Origin of the sequence: Rhizobium sp. FY34 (assembly GCF_005222845.1) — a bacterium.
Lineage (GTDB): Bacteria > Pseudomonadota > Alphaproteobacteria > Rhizobiales > Rhizobiaceae > Neorhizobium.
Map to the genome: position 1 here is coordinate 372,753 of NZ_STFZ01000018.1, position 20,488 is coordinate 393,240.

Sequence of the window (20,488 nt, forward strand, 5' to 3'; positions counted from 1 at the left end):
TTTCTCGATCGTCGGCCCTACCGGCACTTGCTTTGTCCTGATGTGGAGCGATCTTTTCAGGTGACGCAGCGCAGATGGGACTTGGCGCTAGCTGCGGTGCGCGCCGGCTCTTCATGGGCCTTTTGCGCAAATAGCGATAGTCTGGTCTCCATCAGCGAGGCCTCTCCCATCATGCGGATCATTGCACCTTCCGTGGCAGCAACGATATCGCGGCTGCGCTCCAGCACGCCTTCGGTTTCCGTGGTCGCAAGATGCGCCAGAGAAATGCGTTGCAGTTCCAGCTCGCTGCTGCGGGCCATGCGCTCTGCGGGTTCCGTCAGCAATTGGAAGGTCGAGCCGAGGCTGCCGGCTTCCAGGGCAAGACCGCGTGCCGCCCGTGTGCCATCGGAAAGGCTGTTTTCCGCCTCCCGGCACTGCGCGAGAAAGGATCGAGCTGCAGCCATGCATTCATCGGCCAGTTCGCGGCACAGCCGGCTTGCCTCGGTGCTGTCGCTGCGTCTGCTATCGGCGCCATTGCCGGACGAGGCCGCCTGCGCATTTTGCAGGCTCACCGACAGATGCTCGGCCTTGATGGCGAGGCTGCCGATGGTGTGCCCAAGCGTCGACAATGCGTCCAGAGACAGGTTCGCCGCGTCATTGGCGGCAATGATCCGTTCGGCGCGATCTTTTAGACGCAGGTCGCAGCCCTCGGCGCTTTTCAGCCGGTGTGTCACCAATTGCGCATCTTCGCTGCGCAGCCGTGCCGAGCGATATAGGACATCGATGGCGCCAGCCGCCTTGTGCGCGGTTGGCAGTGCCGCCGTCAGCCGCTCGCCGATGACGGCAAGATCCGCCTGGCTGCTGCGGGCCTGTTCGCGCAGATTGGCAATACTGCCATGCGAAGCCGTGATGTTGACGCTCAGCATCGACACCAGCCGATTGAATTGGGCGCGTACACCTTGCAGTTGAGGCGGAAAGTCCTGCGTGACGAGGCAGTTCATGTCGCCGTTCGACAGCCGCCGCATGGAATCTTCCAGGCCTGCAACGCTTGCTGCCTGCTCGCTGCCACGGGCACGGATATCATCCTTCATCTGCGTCATGCCACGCGCGATCACGCCAATATCATCGTGCCGCTGCTGGTCGGCAATGTCGAAGGCGCTGACGAAGGCTTCCGTGTCGGAGGATTGATAGGCGAGCCTTGCAAGCGGTTCGCCGATTTTGGTTGCGATCTTGATGACCGCCAGGATGGCGGCCAGGGCCGCCGCGATGCTGAAGCCCAGGATCTCCGGCGAAATCCGAGCCGCCTTGATGGCGATCAGGATGACGGCGACGAGATTGAACGTCACGAAAAGCAGGATCGCCTCGATCGGTCTGTGCTTCAAGCGGGTGAACATCATCATGATGGACCTCCAGTCTTGGGTTCCCGCTCCCTTTAGAGCGATTCGAGCCAGTGAGCTGCCTATGTTTAACGGTACGCGTCAGGATCGAAATCCTAAGCTTAACTCTTGGTTAACGTCATTCGATATCTGTTTCTATTTCGTTCACATTGCGACTGGTGGATGCCAGGCCAAAGGGAGTACAATTTTTCCCATGAGCAACACGATTCGTATTATTGGCATTGATCCGGGCCTGCGCCGCACCGGCTGGGGCGTCATCGAGACCATCGGCAACAGCCTGCGGTTCGTGGCCTCCGGCACCGTGACATCCGATGGGGATATGGATCTCGCCTCGCGTCTGTGCCAGTTGCATGACGGACTGGCCGAGGTGGTGCACAGCTATCAGCCGGATGAGGCAGCCGTGGAGCAGACCTTCGTCAACAAGGATGCGGTGGCGACGCTGAAGCTCGGCCAGGCGCGTGGCGTGGTGATGTTGGTGCCGGCACGTGCCGGCCTGCCTGTTTCCGAATACGCCCCGAATGCGGTGAAGAAAGCCGTCATCGGCGTGGGCCATGGCGAGAAACAGCAGATCCACATGATGCTGAAGATCCTCATGCCGAAGGCCGAGTTCAAGGGCAATGATGCCGCCGATGCTTTGGCCATCGCCATTTGCCATGCGCACAACCGGGGCGGTCACCGGATGCGCCAGATCCTTGCCAGCGCCTGATTTGTTCTTGACTTGTTCTCTTGAGCTCGATAAGTAATACCTCGGAGGTATTACTTATGCGAGTCACTGAAAAAGGCCAGGTCACCATTCCAAAGGACATACGCGATCGCCTGGGCATCACGCCCGGATCGGATGTGGAGTTCGTCGTGGCCGATGAAGGCGTCATGCTCGTCAAGGTCGGCGATGCCAGGGATGCGTTCCAGAGCTTTGATGACTGGGCGAAAAGCGTCGAGGGACGCTTCGATCTGAACGGACTGTCGGTCGATGAGCATATGGACTGGTTGCGAGGGCCGCGTGATGACCTCGACCGTCATTGACACGAATGTCCTGATCGATGTGCTCGGTCCCGCCAGCCCGTCTCGGATCTGGTCGCTTGCTGCGTTGAAGCAGTGCTTTCATGATGGGGAGCTGGTTCTCAATCCTGTCATCTGGTCTGAATTGTCGGCATCGTCGCTTAGTGAACAGGAGATCAGCCTCGCTTTCGGCTGGCTTGATCTGAAGCGGGAGCAACTGTCGTATGACGTCGCGTTTCGTGCCGGAAAAGCGCATTTTGCCTATCGAAAGGCAGGTGGATTGCGGGAGCGGACTTTGCCGGATTTCCTGATCGGCGCGCATGCTACTGTTCGAGGCCATCGTCTGCTGACCCGAGATCCGCAGCGTTACCGCAACTACTTCCCCGATATCGTTCTCATCTCTCCCGAAACCCATCCCTGACGGACCCCATTCATGATCGGCAAGCTCAAAGGCACCATTGACGAGATCGGCGACGATTATGTGCTCGTGGATGTGCATGGCGTCTGTTACGTCGTCTATTGCGCATCCCGCACGCTGGGCCGCCTCGGTTCCGCGGGTGAAGCTATCGTGCTGTTCATCGAGACCTATGTGCGAGAAGACCAGCTGAAACTCTTCGGCTTCATGAGCGCGCTGGAGCGCGAATGGTTCAACCTGCTGCAGAGCGTGCAAGGGGTCGGTGCCAAGGTGGCGCTTGGGGTATTGTCGACCCTGACCCCGTCTGAGCTTGCCAATGCGATTGCCCTGCAGGACAAGGCCGCCGTTTCACGCGCGCCGGGCGTTGGCCCTAAGGTTGCGGTGCGCATCGTCACGGAGTTGAAGAACAAGGCGCCAGCTTTTGCCGGTGATGCTAGCGCCAATATCGGCCTCAAGCAGGAACTGGGCGAGGGCGTTGCCGCAGCGCCTGTGGCCGATGCAGTCTCCGCCCTCACCAATCTCGGTTATTCGCGCGACCAGGCGGCCAATGCTGTGGCTGCCGCGCTGAAGAATGGCGGCGAGGGGGCCGACAGCGCTAAGCTGATCCGGTTGGGGCTGAGGGAGCTTTCGCAGTAATTCCGCTATTTTTGCATATTTCCATCCAGACTGGTAGAGTTTGCCAAATTGAAAAACGGAGGAAGACAATGACGATGTGGGAAGTCACGCTTTCGCCGAAGGGCCAGGTCACGATACCGAAAGAGATGCGTGAGGCGCTCGATCTGCGGCCAGGCGATCAATTGATATATAGCGTGGTGGATGGCGAGGTTGTCGTCACTCCGAAGAATGTCGATCTGAAGGATCTGGCCGGTTTTTTGGGAAATCCGCCGAACGGGCAGGCAAGCCTTGAAGACATTGAGTCGGCCGCAGTCAAGGCGGCTGGCGCAAACGTCTTCGACAGCCTGTCTGACAATCATTCCGATGTCGCCGCATGATGCTCTATGGCCTCGATACAAATATCCTGGTTCGATTGCTGGTGAATGATGACCCGCAGCAAAGGCGGGCCGCTCTTGAATTTGCAGAGGGTCTCGGGCGTGACTACAGCGCATTTGTGTCACTCCTGACGATCGTGGAGCTGGATTGGGCGTTGCGGTCACAACTTGGGTTTGGGCGCCAGGATACGGTCAGAGCGCTTGGACAGTTGCTGCGGTCTCGGGGTTTGATCTTCGAGCATCATGCGCTGGTCGTGAAGGCTTTGCGCCTGGTGGCCGAGGACAATGCGGATCTGGCCGATGCGCTGATCGCCGCCCGTGCGCTTGAAGCGGGGTGCATCTGTGTGAAAACCTTTGATAAGAAAGCCGCGGCGCGTGTGCCCGGAATGGAACTCCTGGCATGACCTTACCCAATCCCATTCTGTCGCCGGTCAAGAAGGGCGAAGACCTTGATGCGGCGCTGCGCCCGCAGACGCTGGATGAGTTTACCGGCCAGGCGGATGCGCGCGCCAATCTGAAAATCTTCATCGAGGCGGCGAAGAACCGGGGCGAGGCGCTGGATCATGTGCTGTTCGTCGGGCCGCCGGGTCTTGGCAAGACGACGCTGGCGCAGATCATGGCGAAGGAACTGGGCGTCAATTTCCGCTCGACCTCCGGCCCGGTGATTGCCAAGGCCGGCGATCTTGCAGCGCTCCTCACCAATCTGGAAGAACGCGACGTGCTGTTCATCGATGAGATCCATCGCTTGAGCCCGGCGGTGGAAGAAATTCTCTATCCGGCCATGGAGGATTTCCAGCTGGATCTCATCATCGGCGAGGGGCCGGCGGCGCGTTCCGTGAAGATCGACCTGTCGAAGTTCACGCTGGTGGCGGCGACAACCCGCCTTGGGCTTCTGACGACGCCGCTGCGCGATCGTTTCGGCATTCCTGTGCGCCTGAACTTCTATACCGTCGAGGAACTGGAGCTGATCGTGCGGCGCGGTGCGCGGCTGATGAGCCTTGGCATTACCGATGACGGCGCGCGCGAAATAGCGCGCCGCGCGCGCGGCACGCCGCGTATCGCCGGGCGCCTGCTGCGCCGTGTACGTGATTTCGCCGAAGTCGCACGCGCCGAAGCCGTGACCCGCCAGATCGCCGATGAGGCGCTGACGCGTCTCAATGTCGATAATATGGGTCTCGACCAGCTCGACAAGCGCTATCTCAGCATGATTGCGGTGAATTTCGCCGGTGGCCCGGTCGGCATCGAGACGATCGCGGCGGGCCTGTCGGAGCCGCGCGATGCGATCGAAGACATTATCGAGCCCTACATGATCCAGCAGGGTTTCATCCAGCGCACGCCGCGCGGCCGGGTGCTGACGGCAACCGCCTGGAAGCATCTGGGCCTGCAGCCGCCGAAGGATATGGAAGCGGCGCAGTTCCGCCTGACCCTCGAGGATGACTGACTGATGAAGGACCCCAACCGCATCCGCATCAAATACAAGGGCAAGCGCACATTCCAGATGCGCATTGCCGGCCTTGGCTTTCGCAATGGCCATGTGCTGGTGCACCGCGCCACGCATGAGACCTTCTGGACCTTTCCCGGCGGCGGTGCGGAAATGGGCGAGACCTCGCAGCAGACGCTTGAGCGCGAAATGGTCGAAGAGCTTGGGGCCAAGGTGGTCGTTCAGCGTCTTCTCTGGATGGTGGAGAACTTCTTCCACTATGAGGGCCGCGATTGCCACGAGCTGGGGCTTTATTACCTGATGGACCTGCCGGAGGATTTTCCCTTCGAACCGGAAGTCATCATCCACCGCATCGTGGACGGCGGCAATGAGCTGGAATTCAAATGGGTTCCCGCAACAGTCGAACGCCTGAAGCAGCTCGACATCCCGCCCTATTTCATTGCCGATGAGATCGAGACCCTGCCGGATGTGCCGCGCCATCTGGTCTGGCACGATTACGATCTTGATCAGAAGCCATAGGCAAGCCACACCGTCTGCTGATTAGGCGTCGAGTGTTCGGCTTTGCAAGCGGCACCAGACTGGCTAAAGACGACATTACAAGCTCATTTTCGCTCGGAAAACCTGCAAACACCATGTCAGACCTGTTTCATCATCTCTCGGGCCAGCTGGTCGATGGCGGACATCGGCTAGTCCAGCGCGTTTATTACGAGGACACGGATTTTTCCGGTCTGGTCTATCATGCGCGCTATCTGCATTTCCTGGAGCGCGGGCGTACGGATTACCTGCGCTGTCTGGGCTGCGAGCAGAGCGCGCTTTTGCAGGTCGATGAGGAGGGGCTTGTCTTCGTCGTCCACCGCATGGAGATTGATTTCAAGGCGCCGGCGCGTATGGACGATGTGCTCACCATCCTGACCAGGACCGAAAAGGCCGGAGGGGCAAAAATGGTGCTGGTCCAGGAAATCCGTCGTGATGACACGCTTTTGATCGCAGCCAAGGTCATCATCGCCGTGATCAACCGTAATGGCCGGCCGCGCCGGCTTCCCGAGACGCTTGCGCAGTCCTTTTCGCCGGCCTCGCGGCTCGTGTGATCATCTCCCGGTAATACATTGTTAACGATAATATAGTCTTACTGACGCTAGAGGAATTTGTGCGGCGCACGCCTTCCTTTGACCAAATTTGAAGGCGAGAAGGCCAGCTGCAATCTCAGCACCATGGGCAATCAGCGCGGTCGCGCCTTCAACGTCAGCGCTTGCGAACCGGCCCGTATTTGCGTGCCGGGCGATTCGATTCGGGGATAGGGTAAGATGGAACAGGCAGATCTGGCAGCGGCCGTGCATTCGGTGAGCCTCTGGGCGCTTTTCATGCAGGCTGGCTTGATCGTCAAGCTGGTGATGATCGGCCTGATGGGTGCATCCGTCTGGACCTGGGCCATCATCATCGACAAGTCCATGAGTTTCACCAAGGCAAGGCGCCAGTTCGACCAGTTCGAGCAGGTCTTCTGGTCGGGGCAGTCGCTTGAAGACCTCTACCGGACACTGGCCGAGCGGCAGAACACCGGTCTTGCGGCAATCTTCGTGGCGGCCATGCGCGAGTGGAAGAAGAGCTTCGAGCGCGGTGCACGTTCGCCCATCGGGTTGCAGATGCGTATCGACCGCGCCATGGACGTAACAATGTCGCGCGAGAGCGAGCATTTCGAGGCTCGCCTCGGCTCGCTGGCCACTATCGGTTCCGCCGGTCCCTTCATCGGCCTGTTCGGCACGGTTGTCGGCATTATGACCTCGTTCCAGGCCATTGCCGGTTCGAAATCCACCAATCTCGCGGTCGTTGCGCCGGGTATTGCCGAAGCGCTGCTGGCCACCGCCATCGGCCTTGTCGCCGCTATCCCGGCCGTCATGGCCTACAACAAGTTCATGGGCGATGCCGGCAAGCTGTCGGCGCGCATGGAAGGCTTCGCAGACGAGTTTTCCGCCATTCTGTCTCGTCAGATTGACGAAAAGCTGCAGCCGCGTCAGGCGGCCCAGTAAACCGTCGGATCAGGGAGTTCACTCATGGGTATGTCGGCTGGCGGATCAAAGGGTTCGGGTGGCGGTCGTCGCGGTCGTCGCGGCCGCAGCCGTGGCGGCGCGATCAGCGAAATCAACGTTACACCGCTGGTGGACGTCATGCTCGTGCTGCTGATCATCTTCATGGTCGCTGCACCGATGATGACGGTCGGCGTGCCTGTCGACCTGCCGCAATCCAGTGCCAATCCGATGAATTCGGAAACGCAGCCGATCACCATTTCCGTGGATGCGCAGGGGAAAATCTTCCTCCAGGAAACCCCCATCACGCTGGAAGAGATCGTGCCTAAGCTGCAGGCGATCGCCACCACTGGCTATAATGAACGCATCATGGTGCGCGGCGATACGGCTGCGGCCTATGGCATCGTCATCCAGGTCATGGGCCAGATCAGCGGGGCCGGCTTCAAGAATATCGGCCTGCCAACCCTGCCCAAGCAGGGGACGTGATCGTTCGCAATGAAGACGAGCATCGGCACATCGCTGGTTCTGCATACCGTCCTCATGGCATGGGCGCTGGTGTCCTTGACGCCGCCTGCGCCGCTTGAGGTGTCGCAGGCAGAATCGATTTCCGTCGATCTGGTGCCGGTCGATTCCATCACGCAGACGCAGCAGGGCGAAAAATCCGCACCCAAGGCGGAAAAGGCGGCCCCGAAGCCGACCAAGAAGCCCAATATCGTTGAGAATGCCGAAAACGCCGGCGATAATGATGTGGACCTTAAGACCCCGCCGACACCGGTGACCAAACCGCTCAAGACGGAAACGGCGGCCGCGCCGAAACAGAACGAGCAGCCGGTTCCCAATCCGAGCCAGGAAAACAATGAGGTCAAGGATATCGTGCCGGAAGAAACGGCACCCAAGCCCGTTGAGACCGCCGCACTGCCGACGCCGCGCCCGGAGGTGACACCGCCGACGCCGAAGCCCGAACCCGCCCCGACGCCGACGCCTGCCGAACAGCCACCGGCCGAAATTCCGCTGCCGACCAGCGTGCCGCTTCCGGCTGCCCGGCCACGGCCTGAACCGCCAAAGCCGCAGGAAGCAAAGCCCGCTGAAAAGCCGGCGGAACAGAAGCCCGATACGGCAACGCCGGCTGAAAAGCCGTCCGACAAGAAGATCGCCGACAAGAAGCAGGAGACCGCCAAGTCCTCGGCCTCGCAGAAGAGCGATTTCAATGCCGACGAGATCGCCTCGATCCTCAATAAGCAGGAAGCCGCCGGCGGTGGTGCCAAGCGCTCGCAGGCACCGGCTGCGGCGGGCGATAAGAAAACCATTGGAGTCGGTCTCAGCGCCAGTGAAGTCGATGCCGTCAAGGGACAGATCCAGGCCAACTGGTCGATGGTATCCGGTCTGACCGGTGTCCAGGAAGTCCGCGTGCGCATTCGCGTGGAACTGGACGTGTCCGGCAACATTGTGGGTCAGCCCGAGGTCACGGCAACCGGGGGGCCGGAATCCACACGGCGTGCCGTGGAAGGCAGCACGCGCCGCGCGCTCATGAAATCGGCCCCGCTCAAAAATCTGCCTGTCGAGAAATACGAAGGCGAAAAGGGATGGAATGTTCTGGTGCTCAATTTCGATCCGTCCGAGTTTGCGCTGTGAGCGCCCGGATCGAGGCCGCAGGGCTCATGTCTTCGCCAAACCTATTGTGCCAAAAGCTGAAAGGCTTGTCTGAATGATCAAATTTTCCCTCTTCCGCGCCCTGATGCTGGCGGCCGGCCTGTTGAGTGCCGTGGTCGCCGCGTCACCGGCCAATGCCGTCGTCGAAATCAACATCAACAAGGGCAATGTTCAGCCGCTGCCGATTGCGATTACCGATTTCATTTCCGGCAACGAACTGGGTGCGCAGATTTCCGCGGTGATTGCTGCTGATTTGCAGCGGTCCGGCCTGTTTGCGCCCATCAACAAGAGCGCCTTCATCGAAAAGATCAGCGATCCGGGCAAGATGCCGCGCTTTGACGACTGGAAGGTCATCAATGCCCAGGCACTGGTGACCGGTCGGGTGACGCGTGAGGCCGATGGCCGTCTGCGCGCTGAATTCCGCCTGTGGGATACCTATGCCGGTCAGCAGATGACTGGCCAGCAATTCTTCACCCAGCCGGAAAACTGGCGCCGCGTGGCGCATATCATTGCCGATGCGATCTACAAGCAGATCACTGGCGAGGAAGGCTATTTCGATACGCGTGTCGTATTCGTCTCGGAAAGCGGCCCGAAGACTGCCCGTCAGCGCCAATTGGCGATCATGGACCAGGACGGGTTCAACGTCCGCATGCTGACCAATAGCAAGGATATCGTTCTGACGCCGCGCTTCTCGCCGAACCGTCAGGAAGTCACCTATATGTCTTTCGAGGGCCAGCAGCCGCGTGTCTATCTGTTGCAACTGGAAACCGGACAGCGTGAAGTGGTCGGCAATTTCCCTGGCATGACCTTTGCCCCGCGCTTTTCGCCGGATGGCCAGAAGGTCATCATGAGCCTTCAGCAGGAAGGCAATGCCAATATCTATACGATGGACCTGCGTTCGCGCACCACGACGCGGCTGACCAATACGTCGGCCATCGATACATCACCCTCCTATTCTCCGGACGGTGCGCGCATCGTGTTCGAAAGTGACCGCGGCGGACGCCAGCAGCTCTATGTGATGGGTGCCGATGGTTCCGGCCAGACGCGCATTTCCTTCGGCGATGGATCCTATTCCACGCCGGTCTGGTCGCCACGCGGCGATCTCATCGCCTTCACCAAACAGTCGGGCGGCAAGTTCTCCATCGGCGTGATGAAGCCGGACGGTTCGGGTGAGCGCATCCTGACGACGGGCTTCCACAATGAAGGTCCGACTTGGGCTCCGAACGGCCGCGTGCTGATGTTCTTCCGCCAGAATGCCGGTGCCGGTGGGCCGCAGCTCTATTCCATCGACCTGACCGGCTTCAACGAGCAGCAGGTCAAGACGCCGGCTTTCGGTTCGGACCCGGCCTGGTCGCCACTTCTCGAATAGTGGCGCGAGCTTTGGCTGACCGCGACATCTAACCGCGATCGGTCCTGACATGTCGTCACCTTGCTGCCGCAATCTGCTGAAATTGCGGGGTGAAGTGATACCGGTAGTGGTTTGTTAACCATGATTGTTGAAATAGGGTTAACCAGGAACGGTTAGACTCTGGCAACGCTAAAATCTGATCAAGGAGAAACCCGGCCATGAGCCGCACTTTTACCCCGGCTACGAGCCGCATGCAGAGACTCGCACGCAACCCCGCCATTCTCGCGCTGACGCTTGCGCTGGCTCTGGCTGGTTGCGCCAACAAGAAGAACCTGCCCAACAGTGCCGGTGAACTCGGCCTTGGCGCCGGTGGTGCCGGTTCCGCAACTCCGGGCTCCAGCCAGGACTTCACGGTCAATGTTGGCGATCGCATCTTCTTCGATACGGATTCGACCTCCATCCGCGCCGATGCCCAGCAGACGCTCGACCGTCAGGCTCAGTGGCTGATGCGTTACCCGAACTATGCCATCACGGTTGAAGGCCATGCCGACGAACGCGGCACGCGCGAATACAACCTGGCGCTCGGTGCACGCCGTGCAGCCGCCACCAAGCAGTATCTCGCTTCGCGTGGCGTGCCTGCCAACCGCATGCGCACCATCTCCTACGGCAAGGAACGTCCGGTTGCCGTCTGCGACGATATTTCGTGCTGGTCGCAGAACCGCCGCGCCGTCACGGTATTGGGTGGCGCTGGCTCCTGAACACGCCTCTGGGCTGAAGGAAAGGCGGCCAAACGGTCGCCTTTTTCTTTTCTCCTTAGTTTAGCCGAAGTTCAGCATTCTTTTCGCGTCTGACGCGATTGCTTTTGGGTATTAATTGTAAAAACCTACGCTGGCGTCGTCATGGCGCAGCTTTACGAAAAGCGGGACGGGCACAATGAATAAACTTGTCTTGGCTGCAACGCTGGGGCTTGCGGCAATGGGTGGTCAGGCTTCGGCCTTCTCTCTGCCGAACCTTTTGCCGCGGGCAGAGCAGCAGGCCGTGAAGCCTTCGGTGGTGCTGGTACAGAGCGCCGGTGATGCCGTACGCATTCAGCAGATGGAGGAAACCATCCGCCAGCTGAACGGTCGTGTCGAGGAAATGAGCTTCCAGTTGCTGCAGATGCAGGAGCAGATCCGCAAGGCGCAGGAAGATAATGAGTTCCGCTTCCAGGAGCTCGAAAAGGGCCATTCCGGTGGAGGTTCTGCTCCCTCTGTCGCTGCCGCTCCGGCAGCTGGCTCAAAAAAAAACAGTAGCGACGAGGTAGCCCGGATCATCGAGAGCCCGCCGTCGAACACGGCGGGCTCTTCCGGCGCACCGCAGACGGCGCCCGGCGAAACCACGCTGGGCTCCATCGAGCTTGACGCGAAGGGGGCGCCGACCCGCGCGACCGCTAACCCCACGGCACGCAATTCCGCAGCGCTTCCGGGCGTCGATACCGGCAGCGCGCCGGCCCAGTCGCAGACGGCATCCCTTGCCAATGAAGGCGATGCCTATCGCGCTGCCTATAACCACGTTCTCTCCGGTGATTACAAACTCGCCGAAGGCGAATTCACGAGCTATATCGCCTCATTCCCCAAGAGCAGCCGCGCCGCCGATGCGCGCTTCTGGCTGGGAGAAGCGCAGTATTCGCAGGCCAAGTACAACGAGGCCGCCAAGACCTTCCTCGACGCTCACCAGAGCTATGGCACCTCTGCCAAGGCGCCTGAAATGCTGTTGAAGCTTGGCATGTCGCTGGCCGCACTCGACAATCGCGACACTGCTTGTGCGACCCTGCGCGAGGTTCCGCGCCGCTATCCCAATGCCGCCCGCCCCGTTCTGGCCAAGGTGACGAGCGAACAGAAGCGCCTGGGCTGCTGACCATGCGGCCGCTGGCCGATGGCGATAGGCTTCTGGCGCCGATTGCGGCTGCCGAGCACCTGCTGACACAACTGACATCGCCCGCCCGCCTGCTGCTGGCCGTTTCCGGCGGAAGCGATTCGACCGGCCTTCTCTTAGCCCTCACCGATGTGATAAAGCGGCATTCCGGTCCGCCTGTGACGCTTTCAGCCGTCACGATCGATCACGGTCTGCGCGCACAGGCCGCAGATGAGGCGCAGCGTGTCGCTGAATTTTGCGCAGATCTGGCGATCACCCATGTCATTCGCCGCTGGGAGGGACCCAAGCCCGACACCGGCCTGTCTGCCGCCGCGCGCGCGGCGCGCTACGATCTCCTGTCGAGCCTGGCCGATGAAACCTCTGCGACCGCGATCCTGACGGGCCATACGCTCGATGACCAATTCGAGACGCTGTTCATGCGTGGAGCGCGCATCGCGTCAGACCAGAGGGCAGAATCACAGTCCGCTTATTCGGGGCTTGGCCTTGCCGGCATGGCGCCGGCGGTGCTGCTCAACCGCCGGCATCTTCTTCTGCGGCCTTTCCTGCAAACGCGGCGCCATGCGATCCGCTCTTATCTGGCAGAGCGCGGCCTTGGCTGGATCGATGATCCCTCCAATACCGATGCCCGTTTCGAGCGGGCGCGCACCCGCGCAAACCTTGCGCCCATCGATGATGCGCAGGCGGCCTTGCAGCTTTTGAAGATTTCGCTGGCCGGTAAGGCGCGCGAAAAGCTCGCCTCTCATGCAGCCGAACTCTTGGACCGGCATCTTGTGGTGGTAGAGAGTGTCGTCGCCCGGCTCGATGCGGCAGCCTTGTCGGTAGATCCGGCGGTTCTTCTGCATGCGCTGGCAACGCTTACGGCGGTGCTGGGCGGTCGGGTGCATCTTCCCGCCGCAGACAGCCTGCAACGGCTCGGTGCCTTTCTGGCCGGGGAGGCCTCTGGTCGCCTCACCATCGGGCGCGTGCTCATCGATCGGCGGCGCGATGCGCTCTATCTCGTGCGCGAAAGCCGCGATCTTCCGCAGCAGGTGCTGCAAGCCGGCGAGAGCTGTTTGTGGGATGGCCGCATGCGCATTCGCAACCACAGCAACGGGCCTGTCGTCATCGGGCCGCATGATGGCGACCGCAAGGCTGCCGGTCAGCGCTTCCCGAACATACCGTCCGGCGTGGCAATGGCGGGCTTTCGCGCATTGCCGCAGGTTCTGAGGGAAGGGGACAGACAGCGTCAGAAGGTCACGATTGACCCTGTGCTTCGGCCATTCGATCACTTTGCCGGGCAATTTGATTGGAAACTTGTGAATTCACTTGCAATGCACATGGGATTGGCCTGATTTCCGCCATCGCCGTTTAACGTTTTCGCGCGTAAATCATGTTCCTTCGCTGCCGTTGCCTTGGCAAGGCCCCGGTGCGATCCTATGTTAAGCGACAAGAAAGGCGGCTGCCAGAGAGCGGGCCGTCATTGTCCGGGGAGTTCGATGAACCCAAACTTTCGTAATTTCGCCCTTTGGGCGATAATCGCCCTTCTGCTGATCGCACTGTTCAGCATGTTCCAGACGGCGCCAGCGCAGACGAGTTCACGGGAAATCCCGTATTCTCAATTCCTGCGTGAGGTGGATTCGGGACGTGTTCGCGACGTGGTGGTAACGGGCAACCGTGTTCTTGGCACCTATACCGAGAACGGAACCGGTTTCCAGACTTACTCGCCGGTGATCGACGATTCGCTGATGGAGCGCCTCCAGTCGAAGAATGTCACGATCGTGGCACGTCCGGAAACGGACGGTTCTTCCGGCTTCCTGAGCTATATCGGAACGCTGCTGCCGATGCTGCTTATCCTTGGTGTCTGGCTGTTCTTCATGCGGCAGATGCAAGGCGGCTCGCGCGGCGCAATGGGCTTTGGCAAGTCCAAGGCCAAGCTTCTGACCGAGGCACATGGCCGCGTCACCTTCGAGGATGTCGCAGGTGTTGACGAGGCGAAGGCCGATCTCGAGGAAATCGTTGAATTCCTGCGCGATCCGCAGAAGTTCCAGCGGCTCGGCGGTCGTATTCCGCGCGGCGTGCTGCTCGTTGGTCCTCCGGGTACCGGCAAGACCTTGCTCGCCCGCTCGGTTGCCGGTGAAGCCAATGTGCCCTTCTTCACCATTTCCGGTTCCGACTTTGTCGAAATGTTCGTTGGTGTCGGCGCAAGCCGCGTCCGTGACATGTTCGAACAGGCCAAGAAGAATGCGCCCTGCATCATCTTCATCGACGAAATCGACGCGGTCGGCCGTCACCGTGGCGCAGGCCTTGGCGGTGGCAATGACGAGCGCGAGCAGACGCTGAACCAGCTTCTGGTGGAGATGGACGGTTTCGAGGCAAACGAAGGCATCATCCTGATTGCCGCGACCAACCGCCCCGACGTTCTGGACCCGGCGCTTCTGCGTCCAGGCCGTTTCGACCGCCAGGTCGTGGTGCCGAACCCGGATATCGTTGGTCGTGAGCGCATCCTGAAGGTTCATGCCCGCAATGTTCCGCTCGCCCCCAATGTCGATCTGAAGGTTCTGGCGCGTGGTACGCCCGGTTTCTCCGGTGCTGACCTTATGAACCTCGTCAACGAAGCGGCTCTCATGGCGGCGCGGCGCAACAAGCGCCTCGTCACCATGGCCGAATTCGAAGACGCCAAGGACAAGATCATGATGGGCGCCGAACGTCGTTCGTCCGCCATGACCGAGGCCGAAAAGAAGCTGACCGCCTACCATGAAGCTGGCCATGCCATCACGGCAATCAGCGTTCCGGTGGCCGATCCGCTGCACAAGGCAACGATCATTCCGCGTGGCCGTGCGCTTGGCATGGTCATGCAGCTTCCCGAGGGCGACCGCTACTCGATGAGCTACAAGTGGATGGTGTCGCGCCTTGTCATCATGATGGGCGGACGCGTGGCCGAAGAACTGACCTTCGGCAAGGAAAACATCACCTCTGGCGCATCTTCGGATATCGAACAGGCCACAAAGCTTGCCCGCGCCATGGTAACCCAGTGGGGCTTCTCCGATATCCTCGGCCAGGTTGCCTATGGGGAAAACCAGCAGGAAGTCTTCCTCGGTCACTCTGTATCGCAGTCGAAGAATGTCTCGGAAGCAACAGCCCAGAAGATCGACGTCGAAGTGCGCCGCCTGATCGACGAAGCCTATACCGAGGCACGCCGCATCCTGACCGACCGTCACGATGAATTCGTCGCGATTGCCGAAGGGCTTCTCGAATATGAGACGCTGTCTGGCGAAGAGATCAAGGGTCTGATCAAGGGCCAGAAGCCGTCGCGCGATCAGGGCGATGATTCACCCACGGCCCGCAACTCGGCGGTTCCGAAGGCTGGAGCCAAGAAGGATGAGCCCAAGGGTGATGGCGAGCCGGAAAGCGGCCTGGAACCCCAGCCGCATTAAGCTACAGACCCATTGTTCTGAAGGCCGTCCGGTATACGGGCGGCCTTTTTGCATTTTGGGACCTGCTGGTTGTTTTCGGTAACGAGATGTAATCGTTTTTGTCGGTAATTTAGATGCTCATTGCCCAAATCTGTGGCAAAAGCCGGCTTTGGGCTGCGTGCGGACAGGATCTGCCGGCTCAGACAGACACCAAGATGCGCAAGTGAAATGCGCGCGAGCACCAAGGAGCCTCCATGGCACGTCGTTACTTTGGCACTGATGGCATTCGCGGACAGTCGAACGTCTTCCCGATGACCCCTGACCTGGCGATGCGCGTCGGGATTGCCGTCGGCACGCTGTTTCGTCGTGGCAACCATCGCCACCGGGTGGTGATCGGCAAGGATACCCGTCTTTCGGGCTATATGCTGGAAAACGCGCTGGTGGCGGGTTTCACAGCCGCCGGGCTCGACGTCTTCTTGCTCGGACCGATCCCGACGCCGGCGGTTGCCATGCTGACGCGCTCGCTGCGTGCCGATATCGGCGTGATGATCTCGGCCTCGCACAATCCGTTTGCCGATAACGGCATTAAGCTGTTTGGCCCGGATGGCTACAAGCTCTCCGACGAGCTGGAGATGGAAATCGAGGAACTGCTCGATAAGGATCTCTATTCGCAGCTGGCAAAGCCGGCGGAAATCGGTCGCGCCAAGCGCGTCGATGGCGATATCTATCGCTATATCGAATTCGTGAAGCGCACGCTTCCGCGCGATGTGACGCTGCATGGGCTGCGCATTGCCATCGATTGCGCCAATGGCGCCGCCTATAAGGTTGCTCCCACAGCGCTCTGGGAACTCGGCGCCGATGTCGTAACCATCGGCAATGAGCCGAACGGCACGAATATCAATCTCGACTGTGGCTCCACGAGCCCGCAGGCCTTGCAGAAAAAGGTGCATGAAGTGCGGGCCGATATCGGCATCGCGCTCGATGGCGATGCCGACCGGGTCATCATCGTCGATGAAAATGGCGCCATTATCGATGGCGACCAACTGATGGCCGTGATCGGCGAGAGCTGGGCGGAAGATCAGCTGCTGCGCGGCGGCGGCATTGTTGCCACCATCATGTCCAATCTCGGTCTTGAGCGCTATCTCGACAGCAAGGGCCTGACGCTGGCGCGCACCAAGGTGGGAGACCGTTATGTGGTCGAACACATGCGCCATCATGATTTCAACGTCGGCGGCGAACAGTCCGGCCATATCGTCCTGTCGGATTTCGGCACGACGGGTGATGGTCTGGTGGCCGCTCTGCAGATTCTCGCCCGCGTCAAGCGGCTGGGCATTCCGGTGAGCGAAGTCTGCCGCCGGTTCGAGCCGGTGCCGCAGCTCTTGCGCAATGTACGCTTTATCGGCGGCAAGCCGCTGGACGATATCATCGTGCGTCAGGCGATCGAGAGTGCCGAGGCGGAACTGCGCGGCAAGGGTCGGCTTGTCATTCGCCCCTCCGGCACCGAGCCTTTGATCCGCGTCATGGCGGAAGGCGATGACCGGGCCCAGATCGAACGCATCGTCGCTGATCTCTGCGGTGTCATTGGCAATGTGCGTACCGCCGCCTGATCCTCTGCACTAGAATTTCGTGTGAAAACGGCTCGTATCTTTCCGATGCGGGCCGTTTTTCATGCCGGCCATGGGCCCCGTTGTTGTCACTTTGCAATGCCGGTGCAGCAACTGACAGACTATAGCAGTTCAACCCTAGCGTTACGTTATGCTTAATTGCTCCTTAACCTTTATCGTTAATGATCCATTCCAGTTTGAAAGACCGACCCTATTGCGGCTGAGACAACTGGAACGCGGAGTGGAAACCATGAAGAAGAGCATAATCGGCGCGCTTGCTCTCGCGCTTGCAGCAAGTGCTGCGCATTCGGCCGATCTCTATCAGCCGCAGGAGCCGCTGATGAGCGCTCCGGAAGTGACCGTTCAGGAAGCATCGGGTGGCTGGTATCTGCGCGGCGATGTCGGTTACAGCTTCAACGATCTGAAGGGCGCTGATTTCTACCAGGGCAACAATACCAGCGCCAAAGCCAATTTCGACCGATCGGAACTGCGCGACGCCTTCACGCTCGGTGCTGGTGTCGGCTATCAGGTCAATAGCTATCTGCGCACCGATCTGACCTTCGATTATCTTTCCAAGAGCAAGTTCGAAGGATCGACAAAGGGCGGCGGCGCTGCCTTCGGCGCCTGCGTTGGCCCTTGCACCTCGAACGATCGTTCCAGTCTGCACGCCTATAGCCTGTTGGCCAATGCCTATGTTGATCTGGGCACCTATGGCTATGTCACGCCTTACGTCGGTGCCGGTATCGGTGGCACTTATGTGAAGTGGGACAAGCTGCGCAACACGTCCTGCGCCGACAATGGCAGCGGTTGCGATACAACCGTTGAACACGGCGGCAAGGGCAGCTGGCGCTTCACCTATGCTCTGATGGCCGGTGCAACGATCGACGTCACCTGCAATATCAAGGCTGATGTCGGTTATCGCTATCGCCATGTCGATGGCGGCGATATGTTCGGCTATGCCCAGAATGGTGGCCCCGGCTATGACAAGGGCTTTGGCTCTCACGAAGCCCGCGTTGGCGCCCGCTATTCCTTCGGCGGCTGCGAGCAGCCCTATGTGCCAGAAGAGCCGGCACCGCCGCTGGTCTACAAGTAAGCTTGCAGCGTCCTATCTGCATCACATCAAAGGCCGTCCCAGGTGGGCGGCCTTTTGCTATGGGCCAAATCGCCCGGGCAAAAACCCGGCGCCGCTTTGGACGGGCCGGGTTTGATGCAGTCTTGAAGGTTTTCGGGCGAACGGTGTTCGGCTTAGAATTCGCGCTTGATGAACAGCTTGTCCACCGACCAGTAGCCGCCGCCGAAGGCTGCGAAGAAGAAGGCGCCACCCATCCAGAACAGAGAAGCAAGTTCCGCCTTGGTCTGCACCGTTTCCAGGAAGACCACGCCGCCATCGCTGAGGCGCTTGACGCCGGCGGGGGTGAAGAACTCGCTGCCTGTCTTCAATGCGGCAATGCCCGGTTCCGTGAGGAAGGCGTGGCCGAACGGAAAGGCGAAGTGGAACCACAGGGTGATCGCCAGCATCACGGCATTGGCCAGTGCGGCCGGCCGGGTAAACAGACCGAGAGCGATCAGCATGCCGCCGAAGAACTGCATGGCAGCCAGCATGGGCGAAAACAGCCAGCCGGGATGGAAGCCGAGATTTTCGACAAAGCCGATCTGCGCCATCGGCGCCATGATCTTGGGATAGCCTTCGATCACCAGCATGCCGCCGATGACAACACGAAATGCGGTCCAGGCGAGCGGCTGTGCAAATTTTTCATAGAAGCTGGAGAGAACCGGGAAGATATAATGGCTCTTCTCTTGCTTCAGTTCTGTCGGAAACGCGCTTTGGATTGCCATGGCTGTTCTCTTTCAAAATATAGTCGGTTTATCGGACTGTCTGCCATGCAGGGTCATTTATGTGACAAAGAACTAATGAATCTTTGTCTTGCCTTTCTGCCCGGCTGATAGTGATAGACTATCCCGTTTACTTTTGCGGTCGTTGATCCAGGTCAACGGACGTTGTTGATCTCGCTTGCCGGAAAAAAGACATTTGCTAACCTACATGCGACTTGACGACCCCCGCGGCTTCCACTAACACCAGCGGCGGGACACCTCTCCCCAACGAGAGGCTTTCTATCTGGAAGGATAGCCAAGATGGCGACACTCGCGAAGCCGGACACCCGTCCGAATAATACCCATTTCTCTTCTGGTCCTTGCTCGAAGCGCCCCGGTTGGTCGCTCGATGCTCTCTCCGACGCACCGCTCGGTCGTTCGCACCGCGCCAAGGTCGGCAAGACGAAGCTGAAGCAGGCCATCGACCTTACCCGTGAAATTTTGAATGTGCCGGCGGATTACCGTATCGGCATCGTGCCGGCTTCCGATACCGGCGCTGTGGAAATGGCCATGTGGTCACTGCTCGGCGAGCGCGGCGTGGACATGCTGTCCTGGGAAAGCTTTGGCGCCGGCTGGGTCACCGATGTGGTGAAGCAGCTGAAGCTTGCCGATGTGCGCAAGTTCAATGCCGATTACGGCCTGTTGCCGAACCTCTCCGAAGTCGATTTTGACCGCGACGTCGTGTTCACCTGGAATGGTACGACATCTGGCGTGCGCGTGCCGAATGCCGATTTCATTCCGGCAGACCGCAAGGGCCTGACGATCTGCGACGCAACCTCGGCTGCTTTCGCGCAGGACATGGACTTCGCAAAGCTCGATGTCGTGACCTTCTCCTGGCAGAAGGTTCTCGGCGGCGAGGGCGGTCACGGCGTGATCATTCTCAGCCCCCGCGCTGTCGAGCGTCTGACGAGCTATGTGCCGGCCTGGCCGCTGCCGAAGATCTTCCGCATGACCTCCGGTGGCAAGCTGATCGAAGGCATTTTCGTTGGCGAGACCATCAACACGCCCTCCATGCTCTGCGTCGAGGATTATATCGATGCGCTCAACTGGGCAAAGTCGATCGGTGGCCTTGATGCGCTGATGGCGCGTGCCGATGCCAATGCCAAAGTCATCTTCGATTTCGTCGATGCCAATGACTGGATTGCCAATCTGGCCGTCGATCCGGCAACCCGTTCCAACACGTCGGTATGCCTGAAGATCGTTGATGCTGACGTGCTGGCGCTCGACGCCGACAGCCAAGCAGCCTTTGCCAAGGGCGTTGTGGCGCTCCTGGAAAAGGAAAATGTCGCGCTCGATATCGGCGCCTATCGCGATGCGCCGTCCGGCCTTCGCATCTGGGCCGGTGCCACGATCGAGACTGCCGATATGCAGGTCGTCATGCCCTGGCTGACCTGGGCCTATGAGACCCAGAAGGCAGCGATGGCCAAGGCCGCCGCCTGAAGCATTTGTTTGCTTTCGGCTTCGCCT

The 20,488-nt window shown here is 60.0% G+C and carries 22 protein-coding genes; 20 read left to right on the top strand and 2 right to left on the bottom strand.

The window, feature by feature from the left end:
• Positions 1 to 56: 56 nt before the first annotated feature.
• Positions 57 to 1,379, bottom strand: a complete 1,323-nt coding sequence (locus E8M77_RS16020; protein WP_137131621.1) for a hypothetical protein — start codon at positions 1,377 to 1,379, stop codon at positions 57 to 59.
• 190 nt (positions 1,380 to 1,569) lie between these two features.
• On the opposite strand from E8M77_RS16020, the gene ruvC reads away from it, so the two are divergent.
• The 19 genes from ruvC to E8M77_RS16115 all read left to right on the top strand — a co-directional run bounded on the left by ruvC (position 1,570) and on the right by E8M77_RS16115 (position 18,242).
• Positions 1,570 to 2,082 (top strand): crossover junction endodeoxyribonuclease RuvC, encoded by a 513-nt coding sequence (gene ruvC / locus E8M77_RS16025; RefSeq protein ID WP_137131622.1) that lies wholly within the window; start codon positions 1,570 to 1,572, stop codon positions 2,080 to 2,082.
• A gap of 56 nt (positions 2,083 to 2,138) precedes the next feature.
• Complete coding sequence (locus tag E8M77_RS16030; RefSeq protein ID WP_137131623.1) at positions 2,139 to 2,399, top strand: AbrB/MazE/SpoVT family DNA-binding domain-containing protein; 261 nt, start codon at positions 2,139 to 2,141, stop codon at positions 2,397 to 2,399.
• Positions 2,380 to 2,796: a type II toxin-antitoxin system VapC family toxin gene (locus tag E8M77_RS16035; RefSeq protein ID WP_170975900.1), complete on the top strand. Its 417-nt coding sequence runs from the start codon at positions 2,380 to 2,382 to the stop codon at positions 2,794 to 2,796. The genes E8M77_RS16030 and E8M77_RS16035 overlap by 20 nt, the downstream gene beginning before the upstream one ends.
• A 12-nt stretch (positions 2,797 to 2,808) precedes the next feature.
• Positions 2,809 to 3,426: a Holliday junction branch migration protein RuvA gene (ruvA, locus tag E8M77_RS16040; RefSeq protein ID WP_137131625.1), complete on the top strand. Its 618-nt coding sequence runs from the start codon at positions 2,809 to 2,811 to the stop codon at positions 3,424 to 3,426.
• Between the two features lie 68 nt (positions 3,427 to 3,494).
• Positions 3,495 to 3,782 carry an AbrB/MazE/SpoVT family DNA-binding domain-containing protein gene (locus E8M77_RS16045; RefSeq protein ID WP_246659288.1) on the top strand — a complete coding sequence of 96 codons (288 nt, stop codon included), beginning with the start codon at positions 3,495 to 3,497 and terminating at the stop codon, positions 3,780 to 3,782.
• On the top strand, positions 3,779 to 4,183 hold the full coding sequence (locus tag E8M77_RS16050) for a PIN domain-containing protein (RefSeq protein WP_137131626.1): 405 nt from the start codon (positions 3,779 to 3,781) through the stop codon (positions 4,181 to 4,183). The genes E8M77_RS16045 and E8M77_RS16050 overlap by 4 nt, the downstream gene beginning before the upstream one ends.
• The gene (ruvB, locus tag E8M77_RS16055; RefSeq protein ID WP_137131627.1) at positions 4,180 to 5,220 is read left to right on the top strand and encodes a Holliday junction branch migration DNA helicase RuvB; all 1,041 of its coding nucleotides are present in this window, start codon (positions 4,180 to 4,182) and stop codon (positions 5,218 to 5,220) included. Before E8M77_RS16050 ends, ruvB begins: the two co-directional genes overlap by 4 nt.
• A gap of 3 nt (positions 5,221 to 5,223) precedes the next feature.
• Complete coding sequence (locus tag E8M77_RS16060) at positions 5,224 to 5,739, top strand: NUDIX hydrolase (RefSeq protein WP_137131628.1); 516 nt, start codon at positions 5,224 to 5,226, stop codon at positions 5,737 to 5,739.
• A 113-nt stretch (positions 5,740 to 5,852) separates the two neighbouring features.
• On the top strand, positions 5,853 to 6,308 hold the full coding sequence (ybgC, locus tag E8M77_RS16065) for a tol-pal system-associated acyl-CoA thioesterase (RefSeq protein ID WP_137131629.1): 456 nt from the start codon (positions 5,853 to 5,855) through the stop codon (positions 6,306 to 6,308).
• A gap of 216 nt (positions 6,309 to 6,524) precedes the next feature.
• On the top strand, positions 6,525 to 7,244 hold the full coding sequence (gene tolQ, locus E8M77_RS16070) for a protein TolQ (protein WP_137131630.1): 720 nt from the start codon (positions 6,525 to 6,527) through the stop codon (positions 7,242 to 7,244).
• A gap of 24 nt (positions 7,245 to 7,268) precedes the next feature.
• Positions 7,269 to 7,727, top strand: coding sequence for a protein TolR (gene tolR / locus E8M77_RS16075; RefSeq protein ID WP_137131631.1), 459 nt, complete (start codon positions 7,269 to 7,271; stop codon positions 7,725 to 7,727).
• 9 nt (positions 7,728 to 7,736) lie between these two features.
• Positions 7,737 to 8,873 carry a hypothetical protein gene (locus E8M77_RS16080; RefSeq protein ID WP_137131632.1) on the top strand — a complete coding sequence of 379 codons (1,137 nt, stop codon included), beginning with the start codon at positions 7,737 to 7,739 and terminating at the stop codon, positions 8,871 to 8,873.
• 73 nt (positions 8,874 to 8,946) lie between these two features.
• Entirely contained in the window at positions 8,947 to 10,260 is a 1,314-nt protein-coding gene (gene tolB / locus E8M77_RS16085) for a Tol-Pal system beta propeller repeat protein TolB (protein ID WP_137131633.1), read from the top strand.
• A 197-nt stretch (positions 10,261 to 10,457) separates the two neighbouring features.
• Positions 10,458 to 10,997: a peptidoglycan-associated lipoprotein Pal gene (gene pal, locus E8M77_RS16090; RefSeq protein ID WP_137131634.1), complete on the top strand. Its 540-nt coding sequence runs from the start codon at positions 10,458 to 10,460 to the stop codon at positions 10,995 to 10,997.
• A gap of 175 nt (positions 10,998 to 11,172) precedes the next feature.
• A complete protein-coding gene (gene ybgF / locus E8M77_RS16095; protein WP_137131635.1) occupies positions 11,173 to 12,135 on the top strand; it encodes a tol-pal system protein YbgF in 963 nt (320 codons plus the stop codon).
• Positions 12,136 to 12,137: 2 nt separating this feature from the next.
• The gene (tilS, locus tag E8M77_RS16100) at positions 12,138 to 13,484 is read left to right on the top strand and encodes a tRNA lysidine(34) synthetase TilS (RefSeq protein WP_137131636.1); all 1,347 of its coding nucleotides are present in this window, start codon (positions 12,138 to 12,140) and stop codon (positions 13,482 to 13,484) included.
• 144 nt (positions 13,485 to 13,628) lie between these two features.
• Positions 13,629 to 15,566 carry an ATP-dependent zinc metalloprotease FtsH gene (ftsH, locus tag E8M77_RS16105; protein WP_137131637.1) on the top strand — a complete coding sequence of 646 codons (1,938 nt, stop codon included), beginning with the start codon at positions 13,629 to 13,631 and terminating at the stop codon, positions 15,564 to 15,566.
• A gap of 233 nt (positions 15,567 to 15,799) precedes the next feature.
• Positions 15,800 to 17,152: a phosphoglucosamine mutase gene (gene glmM / locus E8M77_RS16110; protein ID WP_137131638.1), complete on the top strand. Its 1,353-nt coding sequence runs from the start codon at positions 15,800 to 15,802 to the stop codon at positions 17,150 to 17,152.
• 247 nt (positions 17,153 to 17,399) lie between these two features.
• Positions 17,400 to 18,242, top strand: a complete 843-nt coding sequence (locus E8M77_RS16115) for an outer membrane protein (protein ID WP_137131639.1) — start codon at positions 17,400 to 17,402, stop codon at positions 18,240 to 18,242.
• Positions 18,243 to 18,394: 152 nt separating this feature from the next.
• Here the strand turns inward: E8M77_RS16115 and E8M77_RS16120 are convergent, their stop codons facing one another.
• Positions 18,395 to 18,985 carry a DoxX family protein gene (locus tag E8M77_RS16120; protein WP_137131640.1) on the bottom strand — a complete coding sequence of 197 codons (591 nt, stop codon included), beginning with the start codon at positions 18,983 to 18,985 and terminating at the stop codon, positions 18,395 to 18,397.
• Between the two features lie 297 nt (positions 18,986 to 19,282).
• On the opposite strand from E8M77_RS16120, the gene E8M77_RS16125 reads away from it, so the two are divergent.
• A complete protein-coding gene (locus E8M77_RS16125; RefSeq protein ID WP_137131641.1) occupies positions 19,283 to 20,461 on the top strand; it encodes a phosphoserine transaminase in 1,179 nt (392 codons plus the stop codon).
• Positions 20,462 to 20,488 lie beyond the last annotated feature (27 nt).